The organism is Echinicola pacifica DSM 19836 (genome assembly GCF_000373245.1).
Classification (GTDB): domain Bacteria; phylum Bacteroidota; class Bacteroidia; order Cytophagales; family Cyclobacteriaceae; genus Echinicola; species Echinicola pacifica.
On sequence record NZ_KB890741.1, the window covers coordinates 99,344 to 124,169 of the forward strand.

At 43.0% G+C, this 24,826-nt stretch carries 25 protein-coding genes and 1 tRNA gene; 19 read left to right on the forward strand and 7 right to left on the reverse strand.

Features of this window, described 5'->3' with window-relative positions:
* The first annotated feature begins 279 nt into the window (after positions 1–279).
* The 4 genes from B050_RS0109695 to B050_RS0109710 all read left to right on the forward strand — a co-directional run bounded on the left by B050_RS0109695 (position 280) and on the right by B050_RS0109710 (position 4,452).
* Positions 280–1,914, forward strand: coding sequence for a hypothetical protein (locus B050_RS0109695; protein ID WP_157492678.1), 1,635 nt, complete (start codon positions 280–282; stop codon positions 1,912–1,914).
* 147 nt (positions 1,915–2,061) lie between these two features.
* On the forward strand, positions 2,062–2,514 hold the full coding sequence (gene dtd / locus B050_RS0109700) for a D-aminoacyl-tRNA deacylase (protein ID WP_018473724.1): 453 nt from the start codon (positions 2,062–2,064) through the stop codon (positions 2,512–2,514).
* 6 nt (positions 2,515–2,520) lie between these two features.
* The gene (locus tag B050_RS0109705; RefSeq protein WP_018473725.1) at positions 2,521–4,029 is read left to right on the forward strand and encodes an ATP-binding cassette domain-containing protein; all 1,509 of its coding nucleotides are present in this window, start codon (positions 2,521–2,523) and stop codon (positions 4,027–4,029) included.
* Between the two features lie 96 nt (positions 4,030–4,125).
* On the forward strand, positions 4,126–4,452 hold the full coding sequence (locus B050_RS0109710; RefSeq protein WP_018473726.1) for a nucleotide pyrophosphohydrolase: 327 nt from the start codon (positions 4,126–4,128) through the stop codon (positions 4,450–4,452).
* A gap of 10 nt (positions 4,453–4,462) precedes the next feature.
* Here B050_RS0109710 and B050_RS0109715 read toward each other — a convergent pair whose 3' ends face one another.
* From B050_RS0109715 to B050_RS0109745, 6 genes are all read right to left on the reverse strand, one after another.
* Positions 4,463–5,596 (reverse strand): beta-ketoacyl-[acyl-carrier-protein] synthase family protein, encoded by a 1,134-nt coding sequence (locus B050_RS0109715; protein ID WP_018473727.1) that lies wholly within the window; start codon positions 5,594–5,596, stop codon positions 4,463–4,465.
* Between the two features lie 37 nt (positions 5,597–5,633).
* The gene (bioD, locus tag B050_RS0109720) at positions 5,634–6,227 is read right to left on the reverse strand and encodes a dethiobiotin synthase (protein ID WP_018473728.1); all 594 of its coding nucleotides are present in this window, start codon (positions 6,225–6,227) and stop codon (positions 5,634–5,636) included.
* A 3-nt stretch (positions 6,228–6,230) separates the two neighbouring features.
* Positions 6,231–7,349 (reverse strand): aminotransferase class I/II-fold pyridoxal phosphate-dependent enzyme, encoded by a 1,119-nt coding sequence (locus B050_RS0109725; protein ID WP_018473729.1) that lies wholly within the window; start codon positions 7,347–7,349, stop codon positions 6,231–6,233.
* A gap of 119 nt (positions 7,350–7,468) precedes the next feature.
* Positions 7,469–8,185 carry a 2-phosphosulfolactate phosphatase gene (locus B050_RS0109730; RefSeq protein ID WP_018473730.1) on the reverse strand — a complete coding sequence of 239 codons (717 nt, stop codon included), beginning with the start codon at positions 8,183–8,185 and terminating at the stop codon, positions 7,469–7,471.
* A gap of 231 nt (positions 8,186–8,416) precedes the next feature.
* Entirely contained in the window at positions 8,417–9,511 is a 1,095-nt protein-coding gene (gene gcvT / locus B050_RS0109735; RefSeq protein ID WP_026235772.1) for a glycine cleavage system aminomethyltransferase GcvT, read from the reverse strand.
* A 419-nt stretch (positions 9,512–9,930) separates the two neighbouring features.
* Positions 9,931–10,257 carry a HesB/IscA family protein gene (locus tag B050_RS0109745; RefSeq protein ID WP_018473732.1) on the reverse strand — a complete coding sequence of 109 codons (327 nt, stop codon included), beginning with the start codon at positions 10,255–10,257 and terminating at the stop codon, positions 9,931–9,933.
* 203 nt (positions 10,258–10,460) lie between these two features.
* Here B050_RS0109745 and mce point away from each other — a divergent pair, with 203 nt between their 5' ends.
* Together mce and thiL are read left to right on the forward strand one after the other, a co-directional pair.
* The gene (gene mce / locus B050_RS0109755) at positions 10,461–10,874 is read left to right on the forward strand and encodes a methylmalonyl-CoA epimerase (RefSeq protein WP_018473734.1); all 414 of its coding nucleotides are present in this window, start codon (positions 10,461–10,463) and stop codon (positions 10,872–10,874) included.
* A 116-nt stretch (positions 10,875–10,990) separates the two neighbouring features.
* Positions 10,991–12,028, forward strand: a complete 1,038-nt coding sequence (thiL, locus tag B050_RS0109760; protein ID WP_018473735.1) for a thiamine-phosphate kinase — start codon at positions 10,991–10,993, stop codon at positions 12,026–12,028.
* Between the two features lie 240 nt (positions 12,029–12,268).
* On the opposite strand, the gene ruvC is transcribed toward thiL, so the two are convergent.
* Positions 12,269–12,841, reverse strand: coding sequence for a crossover junction endodeoxyribonuclease RuvC (ruvC, locus tag B050_RS0109770; protein ID WP_018473736.1), 573 nt, complete (start codon positions 12,839–12,841; stop codon positions 12,269–12,271).
* Between the two features lie 134 nt (positions 12,842–12,975).
* Between ruvC and B050_RS0109775 the strand changes: the two genes are divergently transcribed.
* The 13 genes from B050_RS0109775 to B050_RS0109855 all read left to right on the forward strand — a co-directional run bounded on the left by B050_RS0109775 (position 12,976) and on the right by B050_RS0109855 (position 24,823).
* Positions 12,976–14,019, forward strand: a complete 1,044-nt coding sequence (locus B050_RS0109775; protein ID WP_157492680.1) for a glycosyltransferase — start codon at positions 12,976–12,978, stop codon at positions 14,017–14,019.
* A gap of 4 nt (positions 14,020–14,023) precedes the next feature.
* On the forward strand, positions 14,024–14,275 hold the full coding sequence (locus B050_RS0109780) for a hypothetical protein (protein ID WP_018473738.1): 252 nt from the start codon (positions 14,024–14,026) through the stop codon (positions 14,273–14,275).
* A gap of 14 nt (positions 14,276–14,289) precedes the next feature.
* Entirely contained in the window at positions 14,290–15,504 is a 1,215-nt protein-coding gene (locus B050_RS0109785; RefSeq protein WP_018473739.1) for a PP2C family protein-serine/threonine phosphatase, read from the forward strand.
* Between the two features lie 8 nt (positions 15,505–15,512).
* Positions 15,513–16,139, forward strand: a complete 627-nt coding sequence (locus B050_RS0109790; RefSeq protein WP_018473740.1) for a polysaccharide deacetylase family protein — start codon at positions 15,513–15,515, stop codon at positions 16,137–16,139.
* Positions 16,136–17,239 (forward strand): glycosyltransferase, encoded by a 1,104-nt coding sequence (locus B050_RS0109795; protein ID WP_018473741.1) that lies wholly within the window; start codon positions 16,136–16,138, stop codon positions 17,237–17,239. The genes B050_RS0109790 and B050_RS0109795 overlap by 4 nt, the downstream gene beginning before the upstream one ends.
* Positions 17,239–18,015, forward strand: a complete 777-nt coding sequence (locus tag B050_RS0109800) for a TatD family hydrolase (RefSeq protein ID WP_044202216.1) — start codon at positions 17,239–17,241, stop codon at positions 18,013–18,015. The genes B050_RS0109795 and B050_RS0109800 overlap by 1 nt, the downstream gene beginning before the upstream one ends.
* Positions 18,012–19,088, forward strand: a complete 1,077-nt coding sequence (locus B050_RS0109805) for an asparaginase (RefSeq protein ID WP_018473743.1) — start codon at positions 18,012–18,014, stop codon at positions 19,086–19,088. Before B050_RS0109800 ends, B050_RS0109805 begins: the two co-directional genes overlap by 4 nt.
* Before the next feature lie 199 nt (positions 19,089–19,287).
* A tRNA-Ser gene (locus B050_RS0109810) sits at positions 19,288–19,374 on the forward strand.
* A gap of 1,762 nt (positions 19,375–21,136) precedes the next feature.
* On the forward strand, positions 21,137–21,949 hold the full coding sequence (locus B050_RS0109835) for a MotA/TolQ/ExbB proton channel family protein (RefSeq protein ID WP_018473747.1): 813 nt from the start codon (positions 21,137–21,139) through the stop codon (positions 21,947–21,949).
* A 61-nt stretch (positions 21,950–22,010) separates the two neighbouring features.
* Positions 22,011–22,340 carry a hypothetical protein gene (locus B050_RS0109840; protein WP_018473748.1) on the forward strand — a complete coding sequence of 110 codons (330 nt, stop codon included), beginning with the start codon at positions 22,011–22,013 and terminating at the stop codon, positions 22,338–22,340.
* A gap of 7 nt (positions 22,341–22,347) precedes the next feature.
* The gene (locus tag B050_RS0109845; protein ID WP_018473749.1) at positions 22,348–22,983 is read left to right on the forward strand and encodes an ExbD/TolR family protein; all 636 of its coding nucleotides are present in this window, start codon (positions 22,348–22,350) and stop codon (positions 22,981–22,983) included.
* 2 nt (positions 22,984–22,985) lie between these two features.
* Positions 22,986–23,444: an ExbD/TolR family protein gene (locus B050_RS0109850; protein ID WP_018473750.1), complete on the forward strand. Its 459-nt coding sequence runs from the start codon at positions 22,986–22,988 to the stop codon at positions 23,442–23,444.
* 80 nt (positions 23,445–23,524) lie between these two features.
* Positions 23,525–24,823 carry an MFS transporter gene (locus B050_RS0109855; protein ID WP_018473751.1) on the forward strand — a complete coding sequence of 433 codons (1,299 nt, stop codon included), beginning with the start codon at positions 23,525–23,527 and terminating at the stop codon, positions 24,821–24,823.
* Positions 24,824–24,826: the final 3 nt, after the last annotated feature.

Here is a 24,826-nt window from a genome sequence, read left to right on the forward strand (position 1 = left end):
TAGGTCAGCGTGCTTATAATAATTGTAACAATCGCAATTAATCATATGGTTAAAAAGCATTATATGAAGATTGTTCTTTGGGTGATAGTTGTCTGTTTAGTGCATTGCAACCAAGCTTTTGGGCAAGATTTATCTGAATTTCGTAACACCTACCAAGATGCAGTTGAATTAGGAGAGCTTGTTGCGGGATATAATTCAAAAAAGTATTCAGCGGATTATTGCAAACAAAAAATAGCAGTTATTTTCAAAAACTATGGATTGGAATTCACCCCTTTATCCATGGAAAGGAACCCCTTTCTGAGTGATTCTCTATTCGCAGATATGGGATTTCTCCACTCGGATTCAATACAGACGAGCAGTCAGTCGCCAGCTTCACCCGCTCCCTCCTCCATGGCCCAGATTGATGCGGCCAAGTTTAATATAGAAAGCGATTCTGATGATAAATGGAAATCAACTGCAAATGAGAATTTTGATAGTTTTCTGGTGAAGCGCTTTGCCAATGCGGGCTTGCACTTTGGCGTCCAGCGACTCATCAATCTACTGGCCAAAGACAGCTTGATAAACTCCTGCTTCCCCATGTCACTCCAATTAATCAATCAACTAGCAGAGGAAGATAGTGGCATATTTACCTCAGATATTACCCTTATTCGGGAGATCGTCAGGACAGAAATAGAGGACCTCCCAAAGAAGTTGATCAATAGCTCCGTCCTTTCATTCACTGACGAACAAAAATTCATACTCAAAATGAGTCATTCCATTTTACACAGTTTGGAGGAGGAATTTACGATTAAGGAGACGCTAAATAATATTGCCCTACAGGCAGATCTGAAATCCAAAGAGCAGAATCTAGTCAATGTCGCCGCAGGTATGCAGCTTATGGTGCTGCTGAGTCATGCCCTTGCGGAGGTGGAAGATAGCAAAGATCAATGGGTAGATATGAAATATAAGCGCTCACTACTGGACGAAAAAAGTGTGATTAGTCATTTTTTCTATGGATTACTTTATGAGCAATTGAGAGAATATCCGTTTTTTGAAGTAAATAAGGAGACATTTGTCGGCTATATCCATGAGCTATCGGACTTCGTGGAGCCACTTAATAATGCCTATAGATTGGCGAAGAATAAGTCCTATGACTTTACTTCCATGAGCGATTTTATGGATTATGCCATCCACGTGGCCAATGCCACTGAGACTTTTATGGCGCATTTTAAAGGCGATTCCTGCTATACTAAGCTTTTTGACTTGAGTGCTTATGAGATGGATGTACAGAAATATGTGAAAATGGTAAAGCATATTAGGCAGCAGGACTTCCAGCGAAGTATGGTGGAATTTTGGCTTATGTTTGGGGAAAATCATGACTCTCAAAAGTTTAGAAATCTAAATTTTTTAGTAGAATTAGCCTTATTAAAACAGCCTGATCAGATAATTTCACTTCTGAATACCTTCATAATGCCCATTAGCAGCTCCTCCATCAAGCGGGCGAGTAAGTTTAATATCTCATTCAATACTTATATAGGGGTGACGGGCGGGACCGAATATACCTTTGATGCCCCCAGCCTTCCGCCTAAAGGGAATATAGGGATGACGATTCCCATCGGATTTGCCATCACCTGGAATTATCATTGGACGGTATTATTGAGCGTTTTGGACTTAGGCTCCACCTTCAACCTGCGCCTGAATGATGACTCGACCTATTATTCCGATTGGCGTCCGTCCCATTTTTTTATGCCAGGAGCCGGCGTCTTGTATAATCTTAAAAAGTCGCCCTTGTCTTTTGGGGTAAATTACTCTTATGCTCCTCATCTTCGATCCTACACAGATCCGGACAATACCGTCTATGGAGAGGTGAGTATCGCCAGGACCAATTTTGTGTTATTATATGATATCCCGCTTTTTACACTATTCAATAAATAAGCTGAATTGTAATTAACTCCCCCTTTCTGTCCTTAGCGCTGTTTTCTGTTTCTATCGCTTCATCAAAGCAATAAATTGGACGGATCAAAGCTGTCAATCTTGAGCGAATTCATTTATCTTCAAGCTTTCAAAAAATTAACACTAGTAATGATAGCTATTATTCAACGGGTATCTGAGTCCGCCGTGCGAATTGACGGGGAGTTAAAGGGAGAAATTGGGCTCGGCCTCATGGTATTATTAGGGATAGAAGAGGCCGACGACCAGGAAGATATTGACTGGCTTAGCAAGAAAATCGTGAACCTGAGGATCTTCGGAGATGAGAATGGGGTGATGAATAAAAGCCTTAAGGACATCGGTGGGGAGCTGTTATTGATCAGTCAATTTACCCTTCATGCCAGTACCAAAAAAGGAAATCGACCTTCATATATCAAAGCTGCTAAGCCAGATATAGCCATCCCCTTATATGAGGGATTTATCCAGACGGTGGAGCAGGAGCTTGGCCAGCCCATACAGACAGGGGAATTTGGGGCGGATATGAAGGTTTCACTGGTCAATGATGGTCCAGTGACCATTTCTATTGATAGCAAGAATAAGAAATAATAAGAAATGAATAAGGGAAGTTTTATAGCCATCAAAGGGGCGAAGGTCAATTATCTGGAGCGTAACATTTTTCAGGATCTGGAATTTGAAATGTTGGAAGGGGAGCAATGGGCCATTTTGAGTGCTTCTGGAATGGAGAAGACGGCTTTTCTGGATACGATTTTGGGTAAGACTAATTTGTCTCAAGGGCAGATTATTCGAGAGTTTTCTCGTGAATATCAGCAAGAGAAAACCGCTGCTGGGGAGATCAATAGCTTCAGGGATCTCGTATCAGTGGTTTCACAGAAATACACCTTTACGAATAAGTCCAATCTCCAGAATTTTTATTATCAGCAGCGATTCAATTCTTCAGAGTCTGAGGAAGCAGCCACCGTTTGGGAGCATTTGTCCGAGGTGCCTGTCAAGCGTGCAGGATATTGGAATACTAAGAATGTGATGGGTTTGTTGGACCTGGAGCGGCTATCGGATAAGTCACTTATCAAGCTTTCCAATGGTGAATCGAGGAGGTTGGCGATTGCGTCAGCCTTGCTGCGAAATCCGAAATTATTTTTGATGGATCAGCCGATGACGGGTTTGGATGTGGGATCTAGGGCGCATTTTACGGAGGTGCTGGAGGCGATGATGGCTTCCGGGATTCAGGTGATCATGGCGACTTCTGCCGGAGAGATACCCGAGGCTATTACCCATGTGGCGATTTTGGAGGGAGGAAAAGTCTCTCAAACCCTGCGAAGGGAGGAATTTCATTCTTTAGACTTTCATCAGCACCAAGCTTTGGCCCAATTTGATCATCGTAAATTGGACAAGCTCATTCAGGCGAAGCCGATCCCTACCTTTGATCAGCTCGTACAGATGAATAATATTCATATCGAATACAATGGCAAGGTGATTCTCGATCAGGTAAATTGGTCGGTGAAGCAAGGGGAGTGTTGGGTGCTTCGTGGACATAATGGCGCGGGGAAATCCACGCTGTTGAGCTTGGTCAATGGCGAGAATCCTCAGGCTTATGCCAACGACCTGACTTTATTTGACCATAAAAGAGGAACTGGCGAGTCCATTTGGGATATCAAACGGCCGATAGGTTTTGTCTCCCCGGAGCTGGTTCGTTATTTCCCCAGCAACCAGACCTGCTTAAAAGTGGTGCTTTCCGGATTGTTTGACACCATGGGTCTATTTAAGAAAGTAAGTAGTGAGCAGGAACAGGAAGCAATGGATTGGTTGCGATTATTTAGAATAGAGCATATTGCTCAAAAAAGATTAAATCAAGTGCCCCTGGAAAATCAGCGCTTCTGCTTATTGGCCCGGGCGATGATCAAGTCCCCCGCCTTACTCATCCTGGATGAGGCTGCGCAGGGGATGGATGACGAACAGCGAATCCTCTTTAGGGAGACAGTAAATCACATTGGAAGCCATCCACAGGTATCCATGATTTATGTCAGCCATTATGATGAGGATATTCCCGAGGTGGTAGATAGGGAGTTGGTATTAGAAGAGGGGAAAGTCCTAAGGATGATTTGATGCTAGATCCAGCATTAGTGTGAAGCTAAAAAGTGGCTGTTGGCTTTAAATTGAAAATAGTAGGAGCAAGCCTTATTCATGTAAAATATAAATACGATGACGATAGAAGAAGCACAAGCCCAGGTGGATCAGTGGATCAATACCGTTGGGGTGAGGTATTTTAATGAGCTCACCAATATGGCGATTTTGACGGAGGAAGTGGGAGAGGTGGCCAGGATTATCGCCCGCAAATATGGAGAGCAATCCTTCAAGAAAAGTGATGAAGGTAAGGACTTGGGCGATGAGATGGCGGATGTCTTATGGGTATTGATGTGCCTGGCCAATCAGACGGGAGTGGATCTGACCAAAGCATTGGAGAAGAATTTTGAGAAGAAAAATATCCGGGATAAGGACAGGCATAAGAACAATGATAAATTGAAATAAGGCGGGGGATTTAGTTCCCCACCACCGCGCAGATTGCTTGCCCGCCAAATCCCAAAGCAGAGATCAGTATATTATTGATTCTGGAGGGAGCGGAGGCTGAGTTTTGGATATAGGAGGGGATTTCGGGGACTTGCTGATTCTTGAGTATAGCTAGGGCGAGGTCGAGATTGGCCGCTAAGCTAGCGCCTAAGGAGTGTCCGATCTTCCACTTATTAGAAAGGGTGTAAGGCCTATTTGGAAAGAGGGTTTCATAAGCCTTTTGTTCGGCCAGATCTCCTAGTTTAGTGCCTGGGAAGTGACCAATAATCAAGTCAATTTCTTCCTTTGGAAAATGCTTAAACGTCGCGTTGGCAGCTTGAATGATGCACTGGCCACTGTCGGATAGGCCGGTGGAGTGATGGATCTTCTCCATCCCTGAGCCAACACTTTTGAGGAGTGCTAATCTATTCTCTGCATTTTTTTCTAGTTGGAAGGCATAAGCACCTTCACCAAGAACCATGGTATTTTGGTTTTTTTGGAAATCCATAGATTGACAGGGATATTCTGCGGCAGGATCTGTGGCATAAATACGGATGGCTTTCATCTGGTCTATGGTAAGCGTGGCAGTGGGGCATTCCACAGCTGCCGCAATAAATGAGCTTGCCATGCCGCTATTTAGCCAGGCAAAGGCATTCTGAAGCGTTAAGCCAAAACTGCTGCAGGTGGAAGACTGGAAAAAGAGTGGTGATTCGGATGGATGAAGTAAGCTGGGCCAGCTGCTTGCAAATCCCAGCGTGGAGTGAGGCGAGGTCCATACGGGCACGGAGGGATGCTCCATCTGCATCCGGGAGAGGAAGTCAATACTTCCCCTTGATGTGGCCGCATTGATCATCTGCTCCTCGGAAGGACTGATGTCCATATGGTGCAGGAGATAAGATAATACCTTTGCTTCTTCAGGAAATCGCTCAGGCTTATGCCCCAGAATATGGATATATGTATTGATGTTTTCCCAAAGGGATGGAGCGATTTTTCCCACCCAATCTCCATTTTCATTTAAGCCAAAGTGATGGCTAAGGCTGTGATACCGCTGCGCTTCATCAGAAGAGAAGTGGCCTATTGGATTGATGCCGGAGGCTTTGGTAATACTTAGCGGGTTATATTTCATACTTCACGAATCTTTCTGTGGGCCGAATTATTGGCAATTAACTGATTTTTTGAATTCTTGGTAAGGCACTTGATGGGTCGGTCCATTCCTCCATCCGATATTGCGCCGAAGGCGTAAATCTTTTGAGTATCGCTTCTTCCGAAGAGGAATTGGGGACGCCATTCCACAGGATGGTGTACTCCTCCATTCCGGCCTGTACTAAGCCCTGTAGGGTCAGCAGGCTGTGATTTATGCTTCCAAGGTAATGCCTGATCACGATGACTGGGTGGAGCTGCGAATCTATCAGGAAATCCATAAAGGTATGCTCATCATTCAGTGGGACCATGATCCCGCCGGCTCCTTCCACGCAGATTTTGGAATCGGCAGGGAGGTCTTGCTTTCCTAGGGAGATGCTAATATTTTCAATTTTGGCCGCCAGATGGGGGGACTGTGGGGTCCTGAGGAGGTAGGATTCAGGGTGAATTAAGGTTTCCGGACTAAGTTTTTTGACTATAATAGCGTCGGACTGGTCCAGATCTCCACATTGGACAGGCTTCCAATAGCTATGACCAAAGGTTTTGCAGATGGCTGCGGCACAGATGGTTTTGCCCACGCCGGTACCTATTCCGGTTACGAATATTCTGTTTTTCATGGATCAGGATTCTAATAATTGGATAAGTAAGGACAATTCTTCCTTGGTATTAAAAGCATGAAGAATAATTCTGATTCTTTCCTCGCCAGGCTTTACGGTGGGAGACAGAATGGGGTAGCAATTGATTCCTGCTTGTTTCAATTTCTCCACCTTTTGCTTAAGTAATCCAATATCCGCACATTGCCAATATTGGATTGGACCGGGATTTTGGGAGAAGGCGGTTGATTTTTCTTTGACTAATGCGGTATAATAGTGGATGATCGAGGAGAGTTTTTCTGAATTGGTCCTGGCGGCAAATAGTTTTAAACTGGCCGAGATCGTGGCTACCTGATCCGATGAAGGAGCGGTGGTATAGATGAATGCCCTGCTGAAGTTGATCAGGAATTCTCGAAGGAGGCATGACCCCAGCACCATGGCTCCATGGCATCCAGCGGCTTTGCCAAAGGTAATTATACGAGCAAAAAGGTTGGGATGATCGGCGTAAGAATAAGAAAGCCCCTTATTGTCCTCCCCTAGGGTACCTAGTGCGTGGGCTTCATCCACAATTAGTGCAGCCTCATGTCTGGCACAGATTTCTAGGATTTCCCTGATGGGAGGGACATCTCCATGCATGGAAAACAGCCCCTCGGTAAGCACATAGACCTTCAGATCCTTTTTGCTTTGGGCTATTAATTTCTTCTGTAAATCCTCAATATCATTATGTCTGAAAGCTATTTTGGAGCCAAAGCCTAAGCGCATTCCCTCCTTGATACTGGCGTGGACATGTTCATCGTACACAAAGCAGCTGTTTTTATCCCCTAAAGCGGATAGCAAACCAGTGTTGGCCATATAGCCCGAATTGTATAGCAAAGCAGAGGGGGCCCGAAGGTAGCGGGCAAATTGCTCTTCCACCTGAATCATCTCAGGGTGGTTACCGCTGATCAGTCTTGAGCCGGTGGCTCCAATCCATTGATTACTGATTTCCTGGGAGGGGACATGGAGAAGACCTTTGGTCGAAAAACCCAAATAGTCATTAGAAAAGAAATCTATATAATCCGAGCTCAGGAATTGAAGTGATCTTAGGCGGTTTTGGCTGGCCATTTGGTCCAATTTTGTCTGGATGAATTGGAGGTGCTTTTCCATGGGGCACAAAGGTAAATCCAAAAGGAGGATTTCCCAAAAGATTAGCGCCTGATCGAGAAGATAGATTCCCAAGCCTTGGCTAAGAAGAGAAACAGAAGTATCTCTTATGGGACCTTAGGCTAGTGGACGGGGTGTTTGATTAATTTTTCATCCTCAAGTTTACCGATAAAGTCAAATTTGTCTAAGGTCAGACAGAAGTCTATGTCTGCATCAATATTATGATTCTGCAGCCGTTTGGCATGGGAGGCTTGGCTTAAGAATCCCTTTAGATCATCTTGGTTTTGCTCATAGAGCGCTTTCATGGCGATGGCTCCATCGCATTCAAAAGTGAAATGATCCTTTAGGGAATTTACCAATGCCCCTGCATATAAGGAATCCTCAAGGTTGAACATCCCTTTCCATCCGGCACAGTGAATGATGACATCTTTTTCTTGGATAGCGAGGTATTCTGCCGTGGCTTTAAGGTTAAGAAAGGCACCAATCAAAACTTCTGCGGCATCGGTTTTGGATTTCTCGATGGTCAAAGTGCCATTGGTGGTGGTGACGGCGATTTTTTTATTCTCAAAAGCATTGTTGAGATAGCTCAAAGGGGAGTTTCCTAATTCGAACCCATCGGCGGTCTGCCCATTTCGCTCACCAGCGATAATATAGCCCTGAGATTTCATTTGCCGGCAAGTCTCCAAACCCGCCACAGGGGTGATGGAAGAGACGCCATTGGCCAGGCCTGTGACCATGGTCGAGGTGGCTCTGAATATATCTACTACCACTACAATTTTTCCCTTAAGATCATAGAGATGAATTAATTCAGGGCTAAGGCAAACTTCGATTTTGTTCATTCTGATAGGTTAGTGGCTGTCAATATTTCTGATTTCTCTATAAATAATCGTAGGGAGGGGCAAGAGAGGATGTTTCCTGCTCAATACCCTCTTCATCCTCACGGAAAAACCCATATATCTGATGATCGTTACCCCTACCTGACCTAAAGTACTTCCCCTGGCGGCCTTGCTTGGGTTGATTCTATTAGGTCAGGTAGGGCAATTATAGACAGCATCGTATTGACATTGTATTTATTTTTTTAATAAAGGTAATTTTTCAATAACAGCAGGAATACTCTTATTCCTTACATTAATATATATGGTTGTTCCCGGTTTGGCGTATTCCAGATCGACATATCCCAGACCAATTCCAATATTCATACTTGGTGACATGGTCCCGGAGGTCACTTCTCCGATCGCCTCGCCCTCTTTGGTGACGATAGGATAATGGGCTCTAGGGATTCCTTTTTCGGTAAACTTAAATCCTACGAGCTTTTTGCTGACTCCTTCTTCTTTTTGTTTTTTTAGATTATCGCTATTGATAAAGTCTTTGGTGAACTTCGTGATCCATCCCAGGCCTGCTTCCAGTGGTGAGGTGGTATCATCGATATCATTACCATATAGGCAATAGCCCATTTCCAAACGAAGGGTGTCTCTGGCTCCTAGCCCGATGGGCTTGATTCCTTCTTCAGCTCCTGCCTCGAAGATAGCGTCCCAAACTGCTATAGCATCCTCATTTCGTACATAAATCTCAAAACCACCTGCGCCAGTATATCCTGTTCCGGAGATAATGACGTCCTTCTTTCCTGCAAACTCACCTTCTGCAAAATGGTAGAATTTGATTTCGTCCAGGTTTACAGGGCTTAATTTCTGCAGGATAGCAGTGGCTTTGGGGCCTTGAACGGCAAAGAGAGAAATGCTGTCGGAGATGTTTTCCAGATCGGCTTTCACATCATTATGTCGGTTGATCCACTCCCAATCTTTATCGATATTGGAGGCATTTACTACCAGCAGGTATTTTTCTTCCGCCATTTTATAGACGATAAGGTCATCGACGATTCCTCCGGTTTCGTTGGGGAAGCAAGAGTATTGCGCTTGACCGATCACAAGTTTGGAGGCGTCATTGGACGTCACTTTTTGGATAAGTGCCAATGCATTTGGTCCGGTAACCATAAATTCACCCATATGAGAGACGTCAAAAACGCCCACACCATTCCTTACTGTATTGTGTTCCTCCTTATCGGATGAATATCTCACGGGCATATTATATCCCGCAAAAGGCACCATTTTGCCTCCTAATTCGATGTGCTTGTCATTTAGCGCAACTTTCTTAATCGCATTTTCCATATACCTGGGTTTTTTTCGGTTTTGGCAAAGGTAATAAATGCCTGCTAACATAGCCAACGGCGATCAGGAAAAGAGAAGGGATGCGGTCACTATTAAGGGTTTTTAGAAGGGAGCCTGTGGTGATAGCAATATATTGATCAGATTCTGGATAGGGATTCGTACTTATCCTGGAAAATAATGGAGTGGTATGCCTAGACTTTTTTGCGAATTTCACCCTCTATGTTTGGCTGGAGTAGAAATTTAATCTCTTCCAGCCAAAAACCAAGAAGGAAAGAGGAGCAAATCTTTGGAGTGGTAAAGTGAATGTGCCTCCTCAAATAAAAGGAGGGAGAAGCAGGGCCAAAAAAAAAGGGCTGGTAACCGCCCAGCCCTTTAGCATTAATGTTTTTATTCCACCTGAAATGCGTGGGAGTGATGAATTATATCGAGAAGCTCTCGCCACAACCACAGGTTCTGGAGGCATTGGGATTGACAAATTGGAAGCCTTTCCCGTTTAGCCCATCAGAAAACTCCAAAACCGTCCCCGCTAAATAGAGGAGGCTTTTTTTGTCCACGATGATTTTGAGGCCTTTGTCCTCAAATACCTGATCGCTATCAGAGATATTCTCATCAAAGCCTAGGTCGTACATCAGTCCAGAGCAGCCCCCGCCTTTGACAGACACGCGGATATTTTCATTATCCGTTCGGTTTTCCTCCTGCTTCAACTCTATAATCCGTTCTTTTGCTTGGTCTGAAATTATGATCATATTTTTATGCGTTTTTCTGCTGAGATAAATTTAACAATAAGGAATTTCTTTGCCAATATTCTGTTAAGGATTATGTGCCCTGACCATTATTTGGCCAAGGCTTATTTCCTGACTTTGGAAAATATCGACATTAGTAAGCGTATTTTTGGAAACATACTTACCTTAGAAATAATTCCTACCACAAAAATACACAAATTTCAGCCATGAGAAAAATTGAGCATTTGGGAATAGCGGTAAAAAACCTGGAAACCTCCAAAGAATTATTTTCGAGGTTGCTGGGAAAGGACTCCTATAAGGAAGAGCAAGTGGGAGCAGAGGGAGTTCAGACGGCTTTCTTCCTGCTTGGCGAGACCAAAATTGAGTTATTAGAGGCCCTTTCCGCAGATAGTCCTATTGCAAAATTCCTTGAGAAAAAAAATGAAGGCCTTCACCATATCGCCATTGCCGTGGATGATATTTATTCAGAAATGGACCGCCTGAAAAAGGAGGGCTTTGAACTGCTGAATGATCTCCCAAAAAAGGGGGCAGATGATAAATTAGTTGTATTTTTGCATCCTCGAAGTACCAATGGCGTATTAGTAGAACTTTGCCAGGACTTGGAGACAGAAAAGGAATAAAGTGATCTTAATTCTTCGTTAGGCATTTAGCAGGCTTATTCTATTGGAGAGCCCTTTACAGATGCGCTAGAGTACGGGGAGGAATACTAAAAATTTGCATAAGAAAAAATAAAAATATGAGCGAAAAGAGAACAGAAATAGGCGCAATTGGTGAATTTGGACTTATCGAAAGACTCAATGAGCAAATCAAAATACGTCAGAAAGGAACTCTAAAAGGCATCGGCGATGATGCTGCGGTCCTCGATGCCGGAGATATGGTAAAGGTCGTGACGACGGACCTGCTCCTGGAAGGGGTTCATTTTGACCTGTCCTATGCGCCACTGCATCATCTAGGCTTCAAGGCGGTAGCCGTAAATATCTCAGATGTGGCAGCCATGAACGCTATCCCCACACAGATCACGGTGAGTATTGCGCTTAGCAACCGATTTTCTGTGGAGGCGGTGGAAGCTATCTATGCAGGGATCAATGCCGCCGCAGAGCAATATAATGTTGATGTAATTGGCGGAGATACCACCTCAAGCCGTTCTGGCCTGGTGATATCTGTCACTGCCATTGGTGAGGTGGAGAAGGGCAAGGAGGTGTACCGATCTGGCGCAAAGGAGAATGATATCGTCTGTGTTACAGGGGATTTGGGCGCAGCATTAATTGGACTTCAAGTGCTCGAAAGAGAGAAAGAAGTCTATATGGCCAATCCTAATATGCAGCCTGAGTTGGATAAATATTCCTATGTGACTAGCCGACAGCTGAAGCCTGATGCTCGGATGGATATCATCCATGAGCTGCGGGATCTGGAGGTGGTGCCCACTTCCATGATGGATATTTCTGATGGTTTAGCCTCGGAATTATTTCATATCTGTAAGCAATCCAAGGTGGGTGTGACTATTTATGAAGATAAGTTGCCGATAGACAAGCAGACCTTTGATACCGCAGTGGAGTTCAATATGGATCCGATCACCTGTGTGCTTAACGGCGGTGAGGATTATGAATTGTTATTTACCATTGATCAAAAGGATTTTGACAAACTCGAAAAGCATCCTGACATTCATTTTATCGGACATATCACCAAAGAAGATAGCGGAAAATTCCTTGTGACTAAAAGTGAAACAGCTGTGGAGCTGAAGGCACAAGGCTGGGTGCATTTTAATCAGAAGTAAATCTTTGCAAGCTGACCAAAGGGACTCCTGGCGGAAAGCTGTGGAGCTTCCTGAGGAATTTCCTGAAAACGAATTAAAAGTGCTTTTTTTAGCTTAACCAATCGCATAGGGCCGAGTAACGAAGGTTCTGTGCGATTGGCCTCTCATTATAGGGTCAGTATTTAGGGGCTGCATGCCTAGAATGGGGATTTGACTTAGGAGAGAGCAGAGGGTATTGTAGAAGTGGAGGCTTGATAGATCTTATTTTACGCGATCAGGGTTCTCGTCCAGGAAAGCTTTCCAGCCGGCGGTGCGTCCCCGTGTCTGTAGCCTTCCATCATGAAAGTGGTGACAGAGAGCCACCGCTAGGGCATCTGTCGCATCGAGCAGTTTCGGTAAAGTCTCAATATTCAGAAGGGTTTTCAGCATTTCAGCGACCTGTTCTTTGGAAGCGTTGCCATTTCCTGTGACGGACTGTTTTACTTTTTTTGGGGAATATTCAGCAATAGGGATATCTCTGGCGAGCGCAGCGGCCATAGCCACGCCTTGGGCACGGCCAAGCTTAAGCATCGATTGGACATTTTGCCCAAAAAAAGGAGCTTCCAAGGCCACCTTATCAGGAAGGAATTCATCGATGATTCCTGTGATTCGCTCAAAGATCTTTTTGAGCTTCAGCTCATGGGTTCCGTATTTTTTGAGATGGATGACACCGTACTGTATGACTTCATATTTATTCCCTTTTACAATAATCAGCCCATAGCCCATGACATTGGTTCCGGGATCAATTCCCAAAATGATTTGCTCTTTCACCGCCTTTTTCGCTATTTTGCTCATTGGCGCAATTTAGTGGTTTTCCCTGCATGGACATGAATATTCCATTGATTTTCTTTAGTGGGCTAGGTATCATTTACCTGTCTTTTTTAATTCTCTTAGCCAGATATTGGCCAAAGAAAAATAAAGGGAAGGCTATGCCCCAGATTCACAGCGTAAAGTATGCTGCCACCGTTTTGGTGCCCTTTAGAAATGAGCGTCATCATCTCCCTCAGCTGCTTACGAGTATTCAGAAGTTATCCTATTCCTCGCTAGAGGTAATTATGATCGATGATCATAGCGAAGACGGCGGCTATGAATGGCTTCAGGAAGAGGTGGCCAAGTGGAAGTTGGGTTATATTACCTTGATTAAAAGCGCTGGGGAAGGCAAGAAAGCGGCGCTATCTACGGGGGTAACGCTGGCGACTTCTTCGATAATCCTGACCACAGACGCTGACTGCAGCCTGCCGGAGGACTGGGTTCAGGCATTTTTGTCGGAATTTGATGATGAAAAAATTCAGCTTGTCGCTGGGCCTGTATTGACTAAGCGGGGGGAAGGCTGGCTGCGGCGATTTCAGTATGTGGAATGGTCCAGTGTATTATTATTAACTAATTTTTTCTTTAAGACGAAATCTCCGCAGATGTGTAGCGGGGCCAATTTGGCTTACCGAAAGGAGGCATTTTACCACCTGAAGGGATACTTGGGAAATGAAAATCTGCTCTCTGGAGATGATGCGTTTTTACTTAGGAAAGTGCAGCAGTTTTTTGGGAATCAGGCAGTGAAGTATAGCTTGGATAGAAGGCTTCTAGTATGGACCACTGCCGCCGATTCCCTTGGTGATCTTATGAGCCAGCGCATCCGATGGGCGGGGAAGTGGAGAGGCTTTGGGAGTAAAGTCAATGCCCTCGCGGCTTTATTGAGCTTTGTTTTTGGACTGATGAATATCGCTTCCTTTGGATGGCTGCTGTCAGGGAATGAGGGTTGGAAGATTTTTGCTGTCTGGTGGGGAAGTAAGCTGATGGTAGAAATATATGTTTTGACCTTCCCTTTTCGCTATTGGCAGATTCGCTGGAAGATGATGGATGTGCTCCTGGCCAGTTTTATTCATCCTTTTTATGTATTTTTGGTGGGTATAGGCACCTGGTTTAGCCAGCCCACATGGAAAGGCCGGCCGGTGATACAAGCAAAGAAACAAGCCTGAGACTATGAGTGAAGACGAATTTGACTTACTGGATGAATTGTATTTTGTCCAGTCTTATGATTACTTAAAAGGCGAATTAGGCTGGGAAGATGGTTTACTTTTGAGTACCTTGCAGCAGTTGCTAAAGATGGAATATATCAAATGCCTGATCAATCCTGACCAGGAATTGCATGGGGATATAGACCTCACAGAGGCAGGGAAAGAATATTATTTCCTCGCAACTAAAAAGGGGCTGCTTGCCCATAATACCCTATAATAAATCTCTCGATTTTGATTACAGAAACGGTAAAATATCAAAGAAAAGAACTTGAGCTAAAGGCTCTTCTTGAAATCACTCAGGCCATCAATGAGAATAAAGATGAGTCTGTCTTGCTCAATATCTTTAAATTTACCTGCCTCATACACCTTAATATTAAGGCCTTGGTTTTATATGTTGCTAATCAGGAGGAAGGTTTTGAAGAAAGGGTAAAACATGGAGTAAAGCAAAAAATCCCCAAACTCATTCCCTATACCGATGTAGATGATAATAGGGAAATTGGGAAATTGAATTTAGTAATGCCTCCCGAATATTCCTTTACCGAGCTGGATATCTATGTGCCCGTATATCATAAGGATAAAATGCTGGCGATTCTTCTGTTGAAAACCAAGGATGCCGAGAAGGACCTCGACTTGGATTTTACCCAGGCACTCACCAATATACTAGTGGTGGCACTGGAGAACAAGCGCTTCGCTAGACGTCAGCTGGAGCAGGAAAGACTGAAGAAAGAAGTGGAGATAGCAAGTAATGTGCAGCGTATGCTGTTTCCTTCCAATCTACCTGATACCGATCGGATTAGTGCCAAGGTGACCTATTTTCCCCATAGCACTGTAGGAGGTGATTATTACGATTTTATCTCTAAGTCAGCCGATGAAGATTTCTTCTGTATTGCCGATGTCTCTGGAAAAGGGATGCCGGCAGCCTTGCTAATGTCGAACTTTCAGGCAGCTTTGAGAACACTCCTGCGAAGCACCTCAGATCTGAAGATGATCGCCGAGCAGCTGAATACCACCCTTTTTGAAAATACAAAGGGAGAGCGCTTCATTACCTTCTTCCTAGGGCATTTCAATAGAAAAACAGGAATGCTTCATTATATCAATGCGGGGCATAATCCGCCGGTACTGTGCTATGAGGATCAGAATAAAAGTGAGTTTCTGGATGCAGGCACCACCATTTTGGGGGCATTTCCGAAATTACCCTTTCTGGAGCAGGGCTCCCGATCGGGCTTATCGACCTTCACCATCCATATGTTTACCGATGGGCTGACAGAAGTGTTTAATGAGAAAGATGAGGAATATGGCGATGACCGCTTCTTTGACTATGTCAATCAGCATCTTTGCGAGGATCCAGAGGTTTTTCATGAGCAATTCTTTATCAAGCTTGATGAATTTGCTGGCAATATCCCACGCCGAGATGATGTCACCTTATTGAGTATTCGCTTCAAATAGCACTGGCTATGCTGATCCATTATGTACCTTCCTTCATCCAAAGGTTTTTTCCGCATTATATTTGGCATAAATCAAGACAGGAAAAGGAGATTTACCTAACCTTTGATGATGGGCCTGTGCCTGGCGTCACCGATTATATTCTGGATGAGCTGGAGCTAAGAGGCATGAAGGCTAATTTTTTTATGGTAGGAGACAATGTCCGTAAACACCCTGCTCTAGCCAGAGAAGTGGTGATGCGTGGCCATCAAGTCGGAAATCACACCTATCATCATCTCAATGGCCGAAGGACGGCTGATACGCTCTATTTCGAAGATATCGTAAACTGTGCTCAAGAGATTCAATACGCCACAGGGGAAGAGGTGAAGCTATTTAGGCCTCCTTATGGCCAAATAAAATCCAGTCAGGGACGTATCCTCCGGGAGGACTATTCCATAATTATGTGGGATGTGCTTTCTGGTGACTATTCCCCAGCACTTTCCGCAGACCGCTGCCTGAAGAAGACTCAGCAATACTCCCGGAAGGGGTCTATTATAGTCTTTCATGATCAACAAAAAACCATGAAGAAAATCCCGCAGCTTCTTCCTTGCTACCTGGATTTTGTCCTGGCTCAGGGATATCGTACCTCATTGTTATGATGGCTCAGCTCATCTTGCTTTTGACTGGTCTGGCCTTGCTTCAATTCCTTTTGATGGTTTTGTTTTTAAAACTTGGCTTTAAAAATCATTCGAAAACTACCAAGCCACTATCCTGGCCCAAAATAAGTGTATTGATTCCTGCGAGGAATGAGGAATATAGTTTGCCCGCTTGCCTGAAATCTCTGGAAAGCTTGGATTATCCTATGGACAAGTTGGAAATACTATTGGCAGATGACGATAGTACGGATCGCACAGGCGAAATCATCCGAAGCTGGGTTTGCGACCATCCAGGGAGAGTGGAGGTGACTGTGGGGCAGGAGGTATTCTCTCACCTCAATGGAAAGGCAAGGGTGTTGTCCCAAATGGCAGAGCAGGCGACTGGGGATTATTTTTTCTTTACAGATGCTGATTGTCGCCCTGGCTCGGGCTGGATAAAGGCAATGCTAAGTGCTTACGATGAAGAGCAAGGCTTACTGGTGGGTTTTACCGCTGTGAAGCGAGAGGGCCTGTGGTCAAGGATGCAGGCGGTCGATTGGATGTTGGTATTGGGCATCGTAAAGGTCCTTGCAGACCGCGGCAAGAGCCTGACCGCAGTAGGGAATAATATGATGATTTCTCGGAAAGCGTATGTTCAAGTAGGAGGTTTTCCCGCATGCCCTTTTTCGCTTACCGAGGATTTTGAGATGGCGCGCTTGATGATAAAGCATGGGTTTTTTCCGGCAATTCAGTTTGAAAAGAACAGCAGGGTGGAGACCAAAAGCCAGGAAACATTGGCGGAGTTGCTGGACCAAAGGAAGCGTTGGAGCAGTGGAGCGATGGATTTGCCTTTGTATTGGAAGGCGCTATTGCTGATGATGGTTTTTTTTCCAGTGTTTTGTGGGCTGTTATTTATTTGGTATGGCTGGATTTCAGTGGGTTTTTATCTAGTGAAATTGATATTACAGGTGATATTTATAAGGGGATTGGGTAAAAAAGTAGATATTAGGATTCCATTACAGGATTTACTTATTTTCGAACTTTATTTTATAGGAATTTCGTGGTCCACAATAGTGTATTATTTTTGGCCTTCGAAAGTCAAATGGAAAGAGAGGAGATACTAATGCAATTTGTTGATACACATGCTCATATTTATTCCCAAAAGTATAACCAAGATCGCGATGAGGTGATCCAAAGGTGTAAGCTTGCTGGGGTAAATAAAATATACATGCCCAATGTGGACGTTGAATCTATAGACGCTATGATGGAGGCGGAACACCGGTACCCTGATGTGTGCGTGCCTATGATGGGCCTTCACCCCTGCGATGTGAAGAAGGATTTTGAGAAACAATTATATGTGATGGAAGATTGGCTGGGGAAGCGGGACTTCGTCGCCATTGGGGAGATTGGTACCGATTTGTATTGGGATAAGTCGCTGTTTGGCTACCAGGCCGAGGCCTTAAAAATTCAAGTGGAATGGGCAAAGCAGAAGAATAGACCCATCGTGCTGCATTGCCGGGAGTCGATAGATGAGACCATTGAAATTATTGAACAGCTTAATACTGCCGAGTTGACGGGGATTTTCCATTGCTTTTCAGGATCAGTGGAGCAGGCAAAGAAGATCATAGAAATGGGGTTCTTGTTAGGGATTGGCGGGGTTTCTACCTTCAAAAATGGAGGATTAGATGCGGTATTGCCAGAAATAGGACTGGATCATTTAGTTTTGGAAACCGATGGGCCTTATCTTGCCCCGGTTCCTTATCGAGGAAAGAGAAATTCCCCTGAGTATATTCCTATAATTGCCCAAAGGGTGGGAGATCTCACCGAGAATACGCTACAAACGGTGGCTGAAGTCACAAATAGAAATGCTAATTATGTCTTTAACCGATCTGAGCAATGAATTATAAGATCGTCCGATTAAATACCGCGGCCAAAAGTGAAATAAAATCATCTGTATTGATCGTCTATACTGGGGGAACCCTGGGGATGGCCTATGATGATTCAGGTGCTTTGGTGCCTTTTAACTTTGGGCAGATTCTTGAAAAGATCCCTAACCTTGGGAATTTGAATATCGCTGTTACGGTGATTTCTTTTCCCGAACCCATCGATAGCTCCAATGTAAATATGCAGCACTGGGTGGATATGGCCTATATTATCTATGAAAATTATGATACTTATGATGGCTTCGTTGTACTTCACGGTACCGATACCATGGCGTATTCGGCATCCATGTTAAGCTTTATGCTAAAGGGTCTTACCAAGCCAGTGGTATTTACAGGCGCTCAACTTCCCATTAGTGCGATGAGGTCAGATGCCAGGGAGAATTTGATGACTTCCTTAGAAATAGCGATTTCCAAGGCCAATGGAAGGCCCATAGTGCCAGAAGTGTGTATTTTCTTTAATCACCTTTTATTGCGAGGCAATAGGGCTAAGAAAATGCAAAGTGTCCATTTTGATGCTTTTGAATCCGAAAACTACCCGCCTCTTGCGGAAGCGGGCATTGTAATTGACTATAATTATGCCGCCATAAAGCCCTATAAGGAAGGGGTCCAACTCAAATACCTAAATAAGCTGGATAAGAATGTGATGATCCTGAAACTATTTCCAGGAATCACTTCAGAGATGATGGACAGTTGCTTCAATACTAAGGGGCTGCGTGGAGTGGTCATGGAAACTTACGGCTCAGGAAACAGTCCTACGGAGCCATGGTTTATAAAATGCATCCAGCGTGCGGTGGAGAAGGGGATCATCATATTGAATGTGTCCCAATGCAATGGCGGGCGCGTGATCCAAGGTCGGTATGAAACCAGCAAGGAGCTGAAGCGCCTTGGGGTGCTTAGCGGCGGCGATATCACCTCAGAAGCTGCGATATGTAAAATGATGTTTTTGCTGGCGAATGAGGCAGATGAAAACGAAATTCGCAAAAAACTAGTAAGCCCATTGGCTGGTGAAATGTCCCTGACCAGCACCTAAAACCCAAGTAATAAATATTTTTCAGTTTTGATTCCAAGTCCTATTGTCTATAAAATATTGATATACAATAGGATAAAGGGTTATGGGGCTAAGCCTCGATAAAAATCTAAAAGTTTAGGGGTAATTAAGCCTTGATTTGCTTGCAGATGCTGTTTTTATTCTCGTATTTTGTGCCCTTGATTAAACGAAATCAATAGACAGAGAGGTGGCCGAGTGGCTGAAGGCGCACGCTTGGAAAGCGTGTATACTCGTGAGGGTATCGAGGGTTCGAATCCCTTCCTCTCTACATATTAAAACCCTAACTATCTGAAATATTGATGGTTAGGGTTTTTTATTTTGAGTGAATAGCGAAATCAGTAGCGATTTAGGGTGTGTTTTGGTTTGCATTCCTAATTTTCAATACCACCGAAACTGACCTGCTTAAACCTTTTTTTGAGAGGAAAGCGTAATCTTACACCCTCGGAAAAGCCAAATCTTTACTTATTGCATTTTTACTCTTTATCCCTATACCAAATTTTTGTAGAGAAAATAATTCATATAACTGAGCTTGACATTTTCAAAAGCATTACAATAGAATATTCTCAGTTAGAAGAATTTGCACAATCACAGAATATAGAACTTTTTCAGTCGCCACACTTTACTCTCCGTGGGAATAGAGAGAAAAGTAGTTTGAATGTTAATTCCTGATTCCACTTCACTTTTTTAATTAATTTGAAGATGATTTAGGGTAAAGTGAAATTACAAAAAAAAAATCGATCAGGTCATTTAGTATGACTTACTCGAGTGAATGGCCTACTCTTACAAAAACATTTTTATAAAACTTGCTTTGGATAATTTCGGTAAGATTTCTGTTCTGAAACAGAATAATAGTGAAGCCAATGATGGATATTTATAGAAGTGTTGAAAATGAAATAGGGCGTCACTTTGAGCAGCAATAAAGAATGGGTCTAGCTACTCTTCATCCTAGCATAGGGAGTTTGATTAGGTTCGTCAATAGTCAATTTTTCGTTTTTCAGGATTCTTGAGACAAAGAATGGACCTTCTTCAGTGCCTACCTTAACATCATCAATGGAAGCATGCATAGATCTTCAATAATTTTAGACCCCATGAATTTGCTGCGATGATCCTACTGGTGAGAGCTAACTACCTTTTAGAATTATGGAATCAAGAGACCTTGGTAAGAAAAGAGGAGGGGGATGACTTCTGCAACTATACTATAGGTAGCAAATGCTGAGGTATATGAATTATTATTCTTTTGTGGTCTCCATTTTCTATGGGGCTATCCGAAGATTCTCAAGGGATTCTCAGAATGCCGGTTGGATTGTACCACCGAAAACCATCAAATCATAGAGTAATATAAGGAGTAGTGATTAGAATTTGGTTTGGAGATAGATCAAGTGATAATTACCATTTTCGCTGATCAGGCTTGTCGCTTTATGGTATACTATTATGGTGGATCAGGCTGGCGCTGGAATAAGGGTGAATAAGGAGCAAAAGATGAAGCCTATATATAAGGTGAGGATTGACACCTTATAGGTATTGAACAAAGGAAGGGTAGAGGCTGAGGGCAATGTAGCCTCTGCCGAAAGTGAGGGTACAGAGACTGGAGTGGGGGCTGGGAGATTCACCATAATATTGGTCAAAATTTACAGGTGGAAGAAAGGATTGTCGAAAAGGAGAAGGCTGGGATTTTGAGGAGAAGGATACTTTTTGGAGAAAAAGGGGAAGGCAATGAAAATCTCTATATTTTTATATAGGTTGTTTTTGGGAGGAATTATTACGGAAAGTGAAGGAAAGGAGGGTTTTGAGGGGGGAATTGATAGATAAATTTGCGAATAAATAATATCTTATGAAATAAAGCTTTTTTAGTTCATAAAAAGATAGTTACATTGTGCCATCAATCCAAAAACGAGTGGATACCGATAAAGTTGAAAAAAAATATCGCTACTTCCCTTGTCTTTTGAATTGAAAAAATTATATCTTTAAAAGCTCAATACTAAAGTTAGAAACCGTTTAACCTTTATTTAAAGTCTATTAAAAACTAAATTATGAAAAAGTTAATCGCTTTGTTCATGCTTACCGGAATGCTTATTTCTCCGGTTATCACAAAAGCACAAGACGCCTCAGAAGAAGCTTCTGCAGGAGACAGTACAGAAATGGTAGAGGAAGCAGCAGCTCCTGCTCCAGCACCAGTAGTAGTCGAAGATGACATTGTTGTTGAAGAGAAACCTTTCCACCAGGTAATCAAAGACAAGTTCATCGAAGGTGATCCTACCTACATGACCCCTGTATTGATTTGTTTAATTATCGGTCTTGCAGTTGCATTGGAAAGAATTATCACTCTTAACCTAGCAACGACCAACACTAAGAAGCTTTTAGCTAAAGTGGAAGATGCATTGGATCAAGGTGGCATCGAAGCTGCTAAGGATGTGACTAAGAGCACTAAAGGTCCAGTAGCTTCAATCTTTACCCAAGGCTTGATGAGATATTCAGAAGGCATTGAGATGGTCGAGAAATCCATCATTGCTTATGGTTCTGTTGAGATGGGTCGTTTGGAAAAAGGTCTGGTATGGATCTCCCTATTCATCTCATTGGCTCCTATGCTTGGTTTCATGGGTACAGTAATTGGTATGATTGGTGCCTTCGATTCCATCGAAGCAGCTGGTGATATCTCTCCTTCCCTAGTGGCCGGTGGTATCAAAATCGCCCTTTTGACTACAGTAGCTGGTTTGATCGTTGCGATTATCCTTCAGTTGTTCTACAACTATTGTGTGTCTAAAATTGATTCTTTGGTTAATGACATGGAGGATGCTTCCATCTCTTTGGTTGATATCCTAGTGAAGCACAAGCTGACTAAGTAATAGTTAGTGCAAGCACTTTACAGAACGAATAATTTTACAACCAACCAAAGAACTTAATCATATGGATTCTTACGATATAATGTTATATGTAGGGTATCTGCTGATTGGATTGGGTGCACTAGCAGCAGTTTTAATGCCCTTAATCAAGTCATTCGATAACCCTCAGAGTTTGCTTAAGATGGGTGCGGGTCTTATTGGTGTAGCAGCGTTGTTCTTTATCGCTTATTCAATTGCAAGCGATGAAGTACTTCCAAAGTACGCCGTAGCACCTTTTAACCTTACTCCAAGCGCTTCGAAAGCAGTGGGTGGCATTTTGTTCACCACATATATTCTGTCTGGCCTCGCTTTAGTAGGTATAGCAGTAACTGAAGTAAATAAACTCATAAAGTAATTTAGCAATGGCAAGAAAGAAAAACCGAATGAGTCAGGAGGTAAATGCAGGATCCATGGCGGACATCGCCTTCTTGCTGCTTATCTTCTTTCTTGTAACCACGACAATTGCTTCTGACAAAGGTATTACCAATATCCTGCCTCCAAAGCAGGATCCTAATGTGCCGCCACCGGATATTCAAAAAAATGAAAGGAATATCTTCAAGATTCTGATTAACTCAAATGATCAGTTATTGGTGGAGGATGATTTCAGAGATAATACCGAAGGGCTGGATGAAGAAATTAAGGCTTTTGTTCTTAATTTTGGGTCGCCAGATCAGGCGAATATTGATCTTTATAATAGCTTGCCGCCTTCATTGAAGGCTCAAGCTGGAAGAGATCCTGAGTCTTCTGATCATCCTAATGAAGCCGTAGTTTCAATCAAGACCAACCGTGGTACCAGCTATGAGCTATACCTGGAGGTACTTGATTTGGTGAAGAAAGCATATTTTGAAATTTATGCAGAGCGTGTAGGCCTTAATGCTGATGAATACAGGACCTTGTCCAATAGATCAGCAGCAGAAAAAGAACTACTTGAAAGAGGCAAAGAAAATATCCCAATGGCGATATCTATTGCAGAACCAGATAAATCAGGAGGAGAGTAATTATGGCAAAGTTTAAGAAAAAAACAAAGACAGAGGAGAATATTCCTACTTCTGCATTGCCCGATATTATCTTTATGCTTCTCTTTTTCTTTATGGTGACCACCGTATTGAGAGAGCAAGAATTATTGGTGTCGCAGAAATTGCCTGAAGCTAGTCAGCTTCAAAAATTGGAAAAAAAGTCGCTTATATCTTACCTTTTTATCGGTAAGCCTAAGAATACAGGTGTGTATGGTACCGAGCCTAGAATACAGGCCAACGATGCCCTTATCACTACCAACGATATTCTACTTTGGGTAAACCAGGAAAAAGATAAGCTGTCTGAGGCAGAAAGAGATCAAATTACCATTTCCCTGAAAGCAGATAGAGAAGTGAAAATGGGCCCTATCGCCGATATTCAGTTCGAACTTAGGGAAGCAGATGCTAGGAAAATCCTTTATGCTTCTGTGGGTAAAAACAAATAATAGTCTAACTATTAGATGAATTTAAAGCTACCTTATGTCTATAAGGTAGCTTTTTTGGTTTATTACAATTGCTGATCAATATGAAACCGCCAAAAAAGAAAGTCCAGTTTGCATGGGCTATGTATGATTGGGCAAACTCCGTTTATAGCCTCGTCATTACATCCACTATTTTTCCAGTTTATTTCAATAGTGTAACCTCTCAGGGGGAGGATAATGATATCGTAACATTTTTCGGCTTTGAAATCGTAAATACTGTTCTGTATTCCTGGTCTATCTCTTTTTCGTTTCTCCTTATTGCTCTCATCTCTCCCTTATTGTCCGGTATGGCTGACTCAGGAGGGAAGAAACTGGCCTTTATGAAAATATTCGCCGTGATAGGCGCATCCTCCTGTATTGGACTTTACTTCTTTACAGGTGAGAATCTCGAATATGGCATTTTCTGTAGCGTATTTGCCAGTGTAGGCTACGCTGGTAGCATCGTATTCTACAATGCCTTCTTACCAGAAATTAGTACTTTTGATGAATATGATGTATTAAGTGCAAAAGGCTTCTCATTGGGTTACCTTGGAAGTGTAATACTGCTAGTCTTAAACTTAGTCATGATTCAGATGCCTGAGCTTTTCTTTTTGAAAGATGGGGGAGAAGCGGCCAGAATGTCCTTTCTCATAACCGGGCTTTGGTGGATAGGGTTTTCTCTGATTCCTTTTAAGTACCTTCCAGAAAAGCCTGGTACAAAAAAAATCAGCACTTCATTGCTCCTATCGGGTTATAAGGAGATTTCTAATGTGTTTAGAGAGGTGCGGCAGCGCGGTGATCTTAAGCAGTTTTTGCTCTCTTTCCTATTCTATAGCATGGGAGTGCAAACGGTCATGTATATGGCTGCATCCTTTGGGGATAAAGAACTCAAACTCTCGGGCGATAAATTGATTATCACTATATTAATAATTCAATTGGTCGGAATAGGTGGCAGTTATTTCTTTGGATGGTTGTCCAAAAACTATGGAAATAAGTTGTCCTTATGCATTATGGTGTTTATTTGGATTGGAATTTGCATTGCTGCTTACTTCGTACACTCTGAATATGAGTTTTATGTGTTGGCTTTTGTAGTGGGATTAGTAATGGGCGGGATACAGGCAACTTCTCGTTCATCCTATTCTAAACTGATTCCAGGAGAGACGGAGGATACCGCCTCCTATTTTAGTTTCTATGATGTCACAGAAAAATTAGCGATAGTAGTAGGTACATTTTCATATGGGTTTATCGAAGAATTGACAGGAAGCATGAGGGAAAGTTCCCTCATCTTGGCTGGGTTTTTCGTAATTGGAATGGTCTTTCTTTATAAAGTGACCTTTCCTAATCATAAATTAGTTAAGGCTTAAATT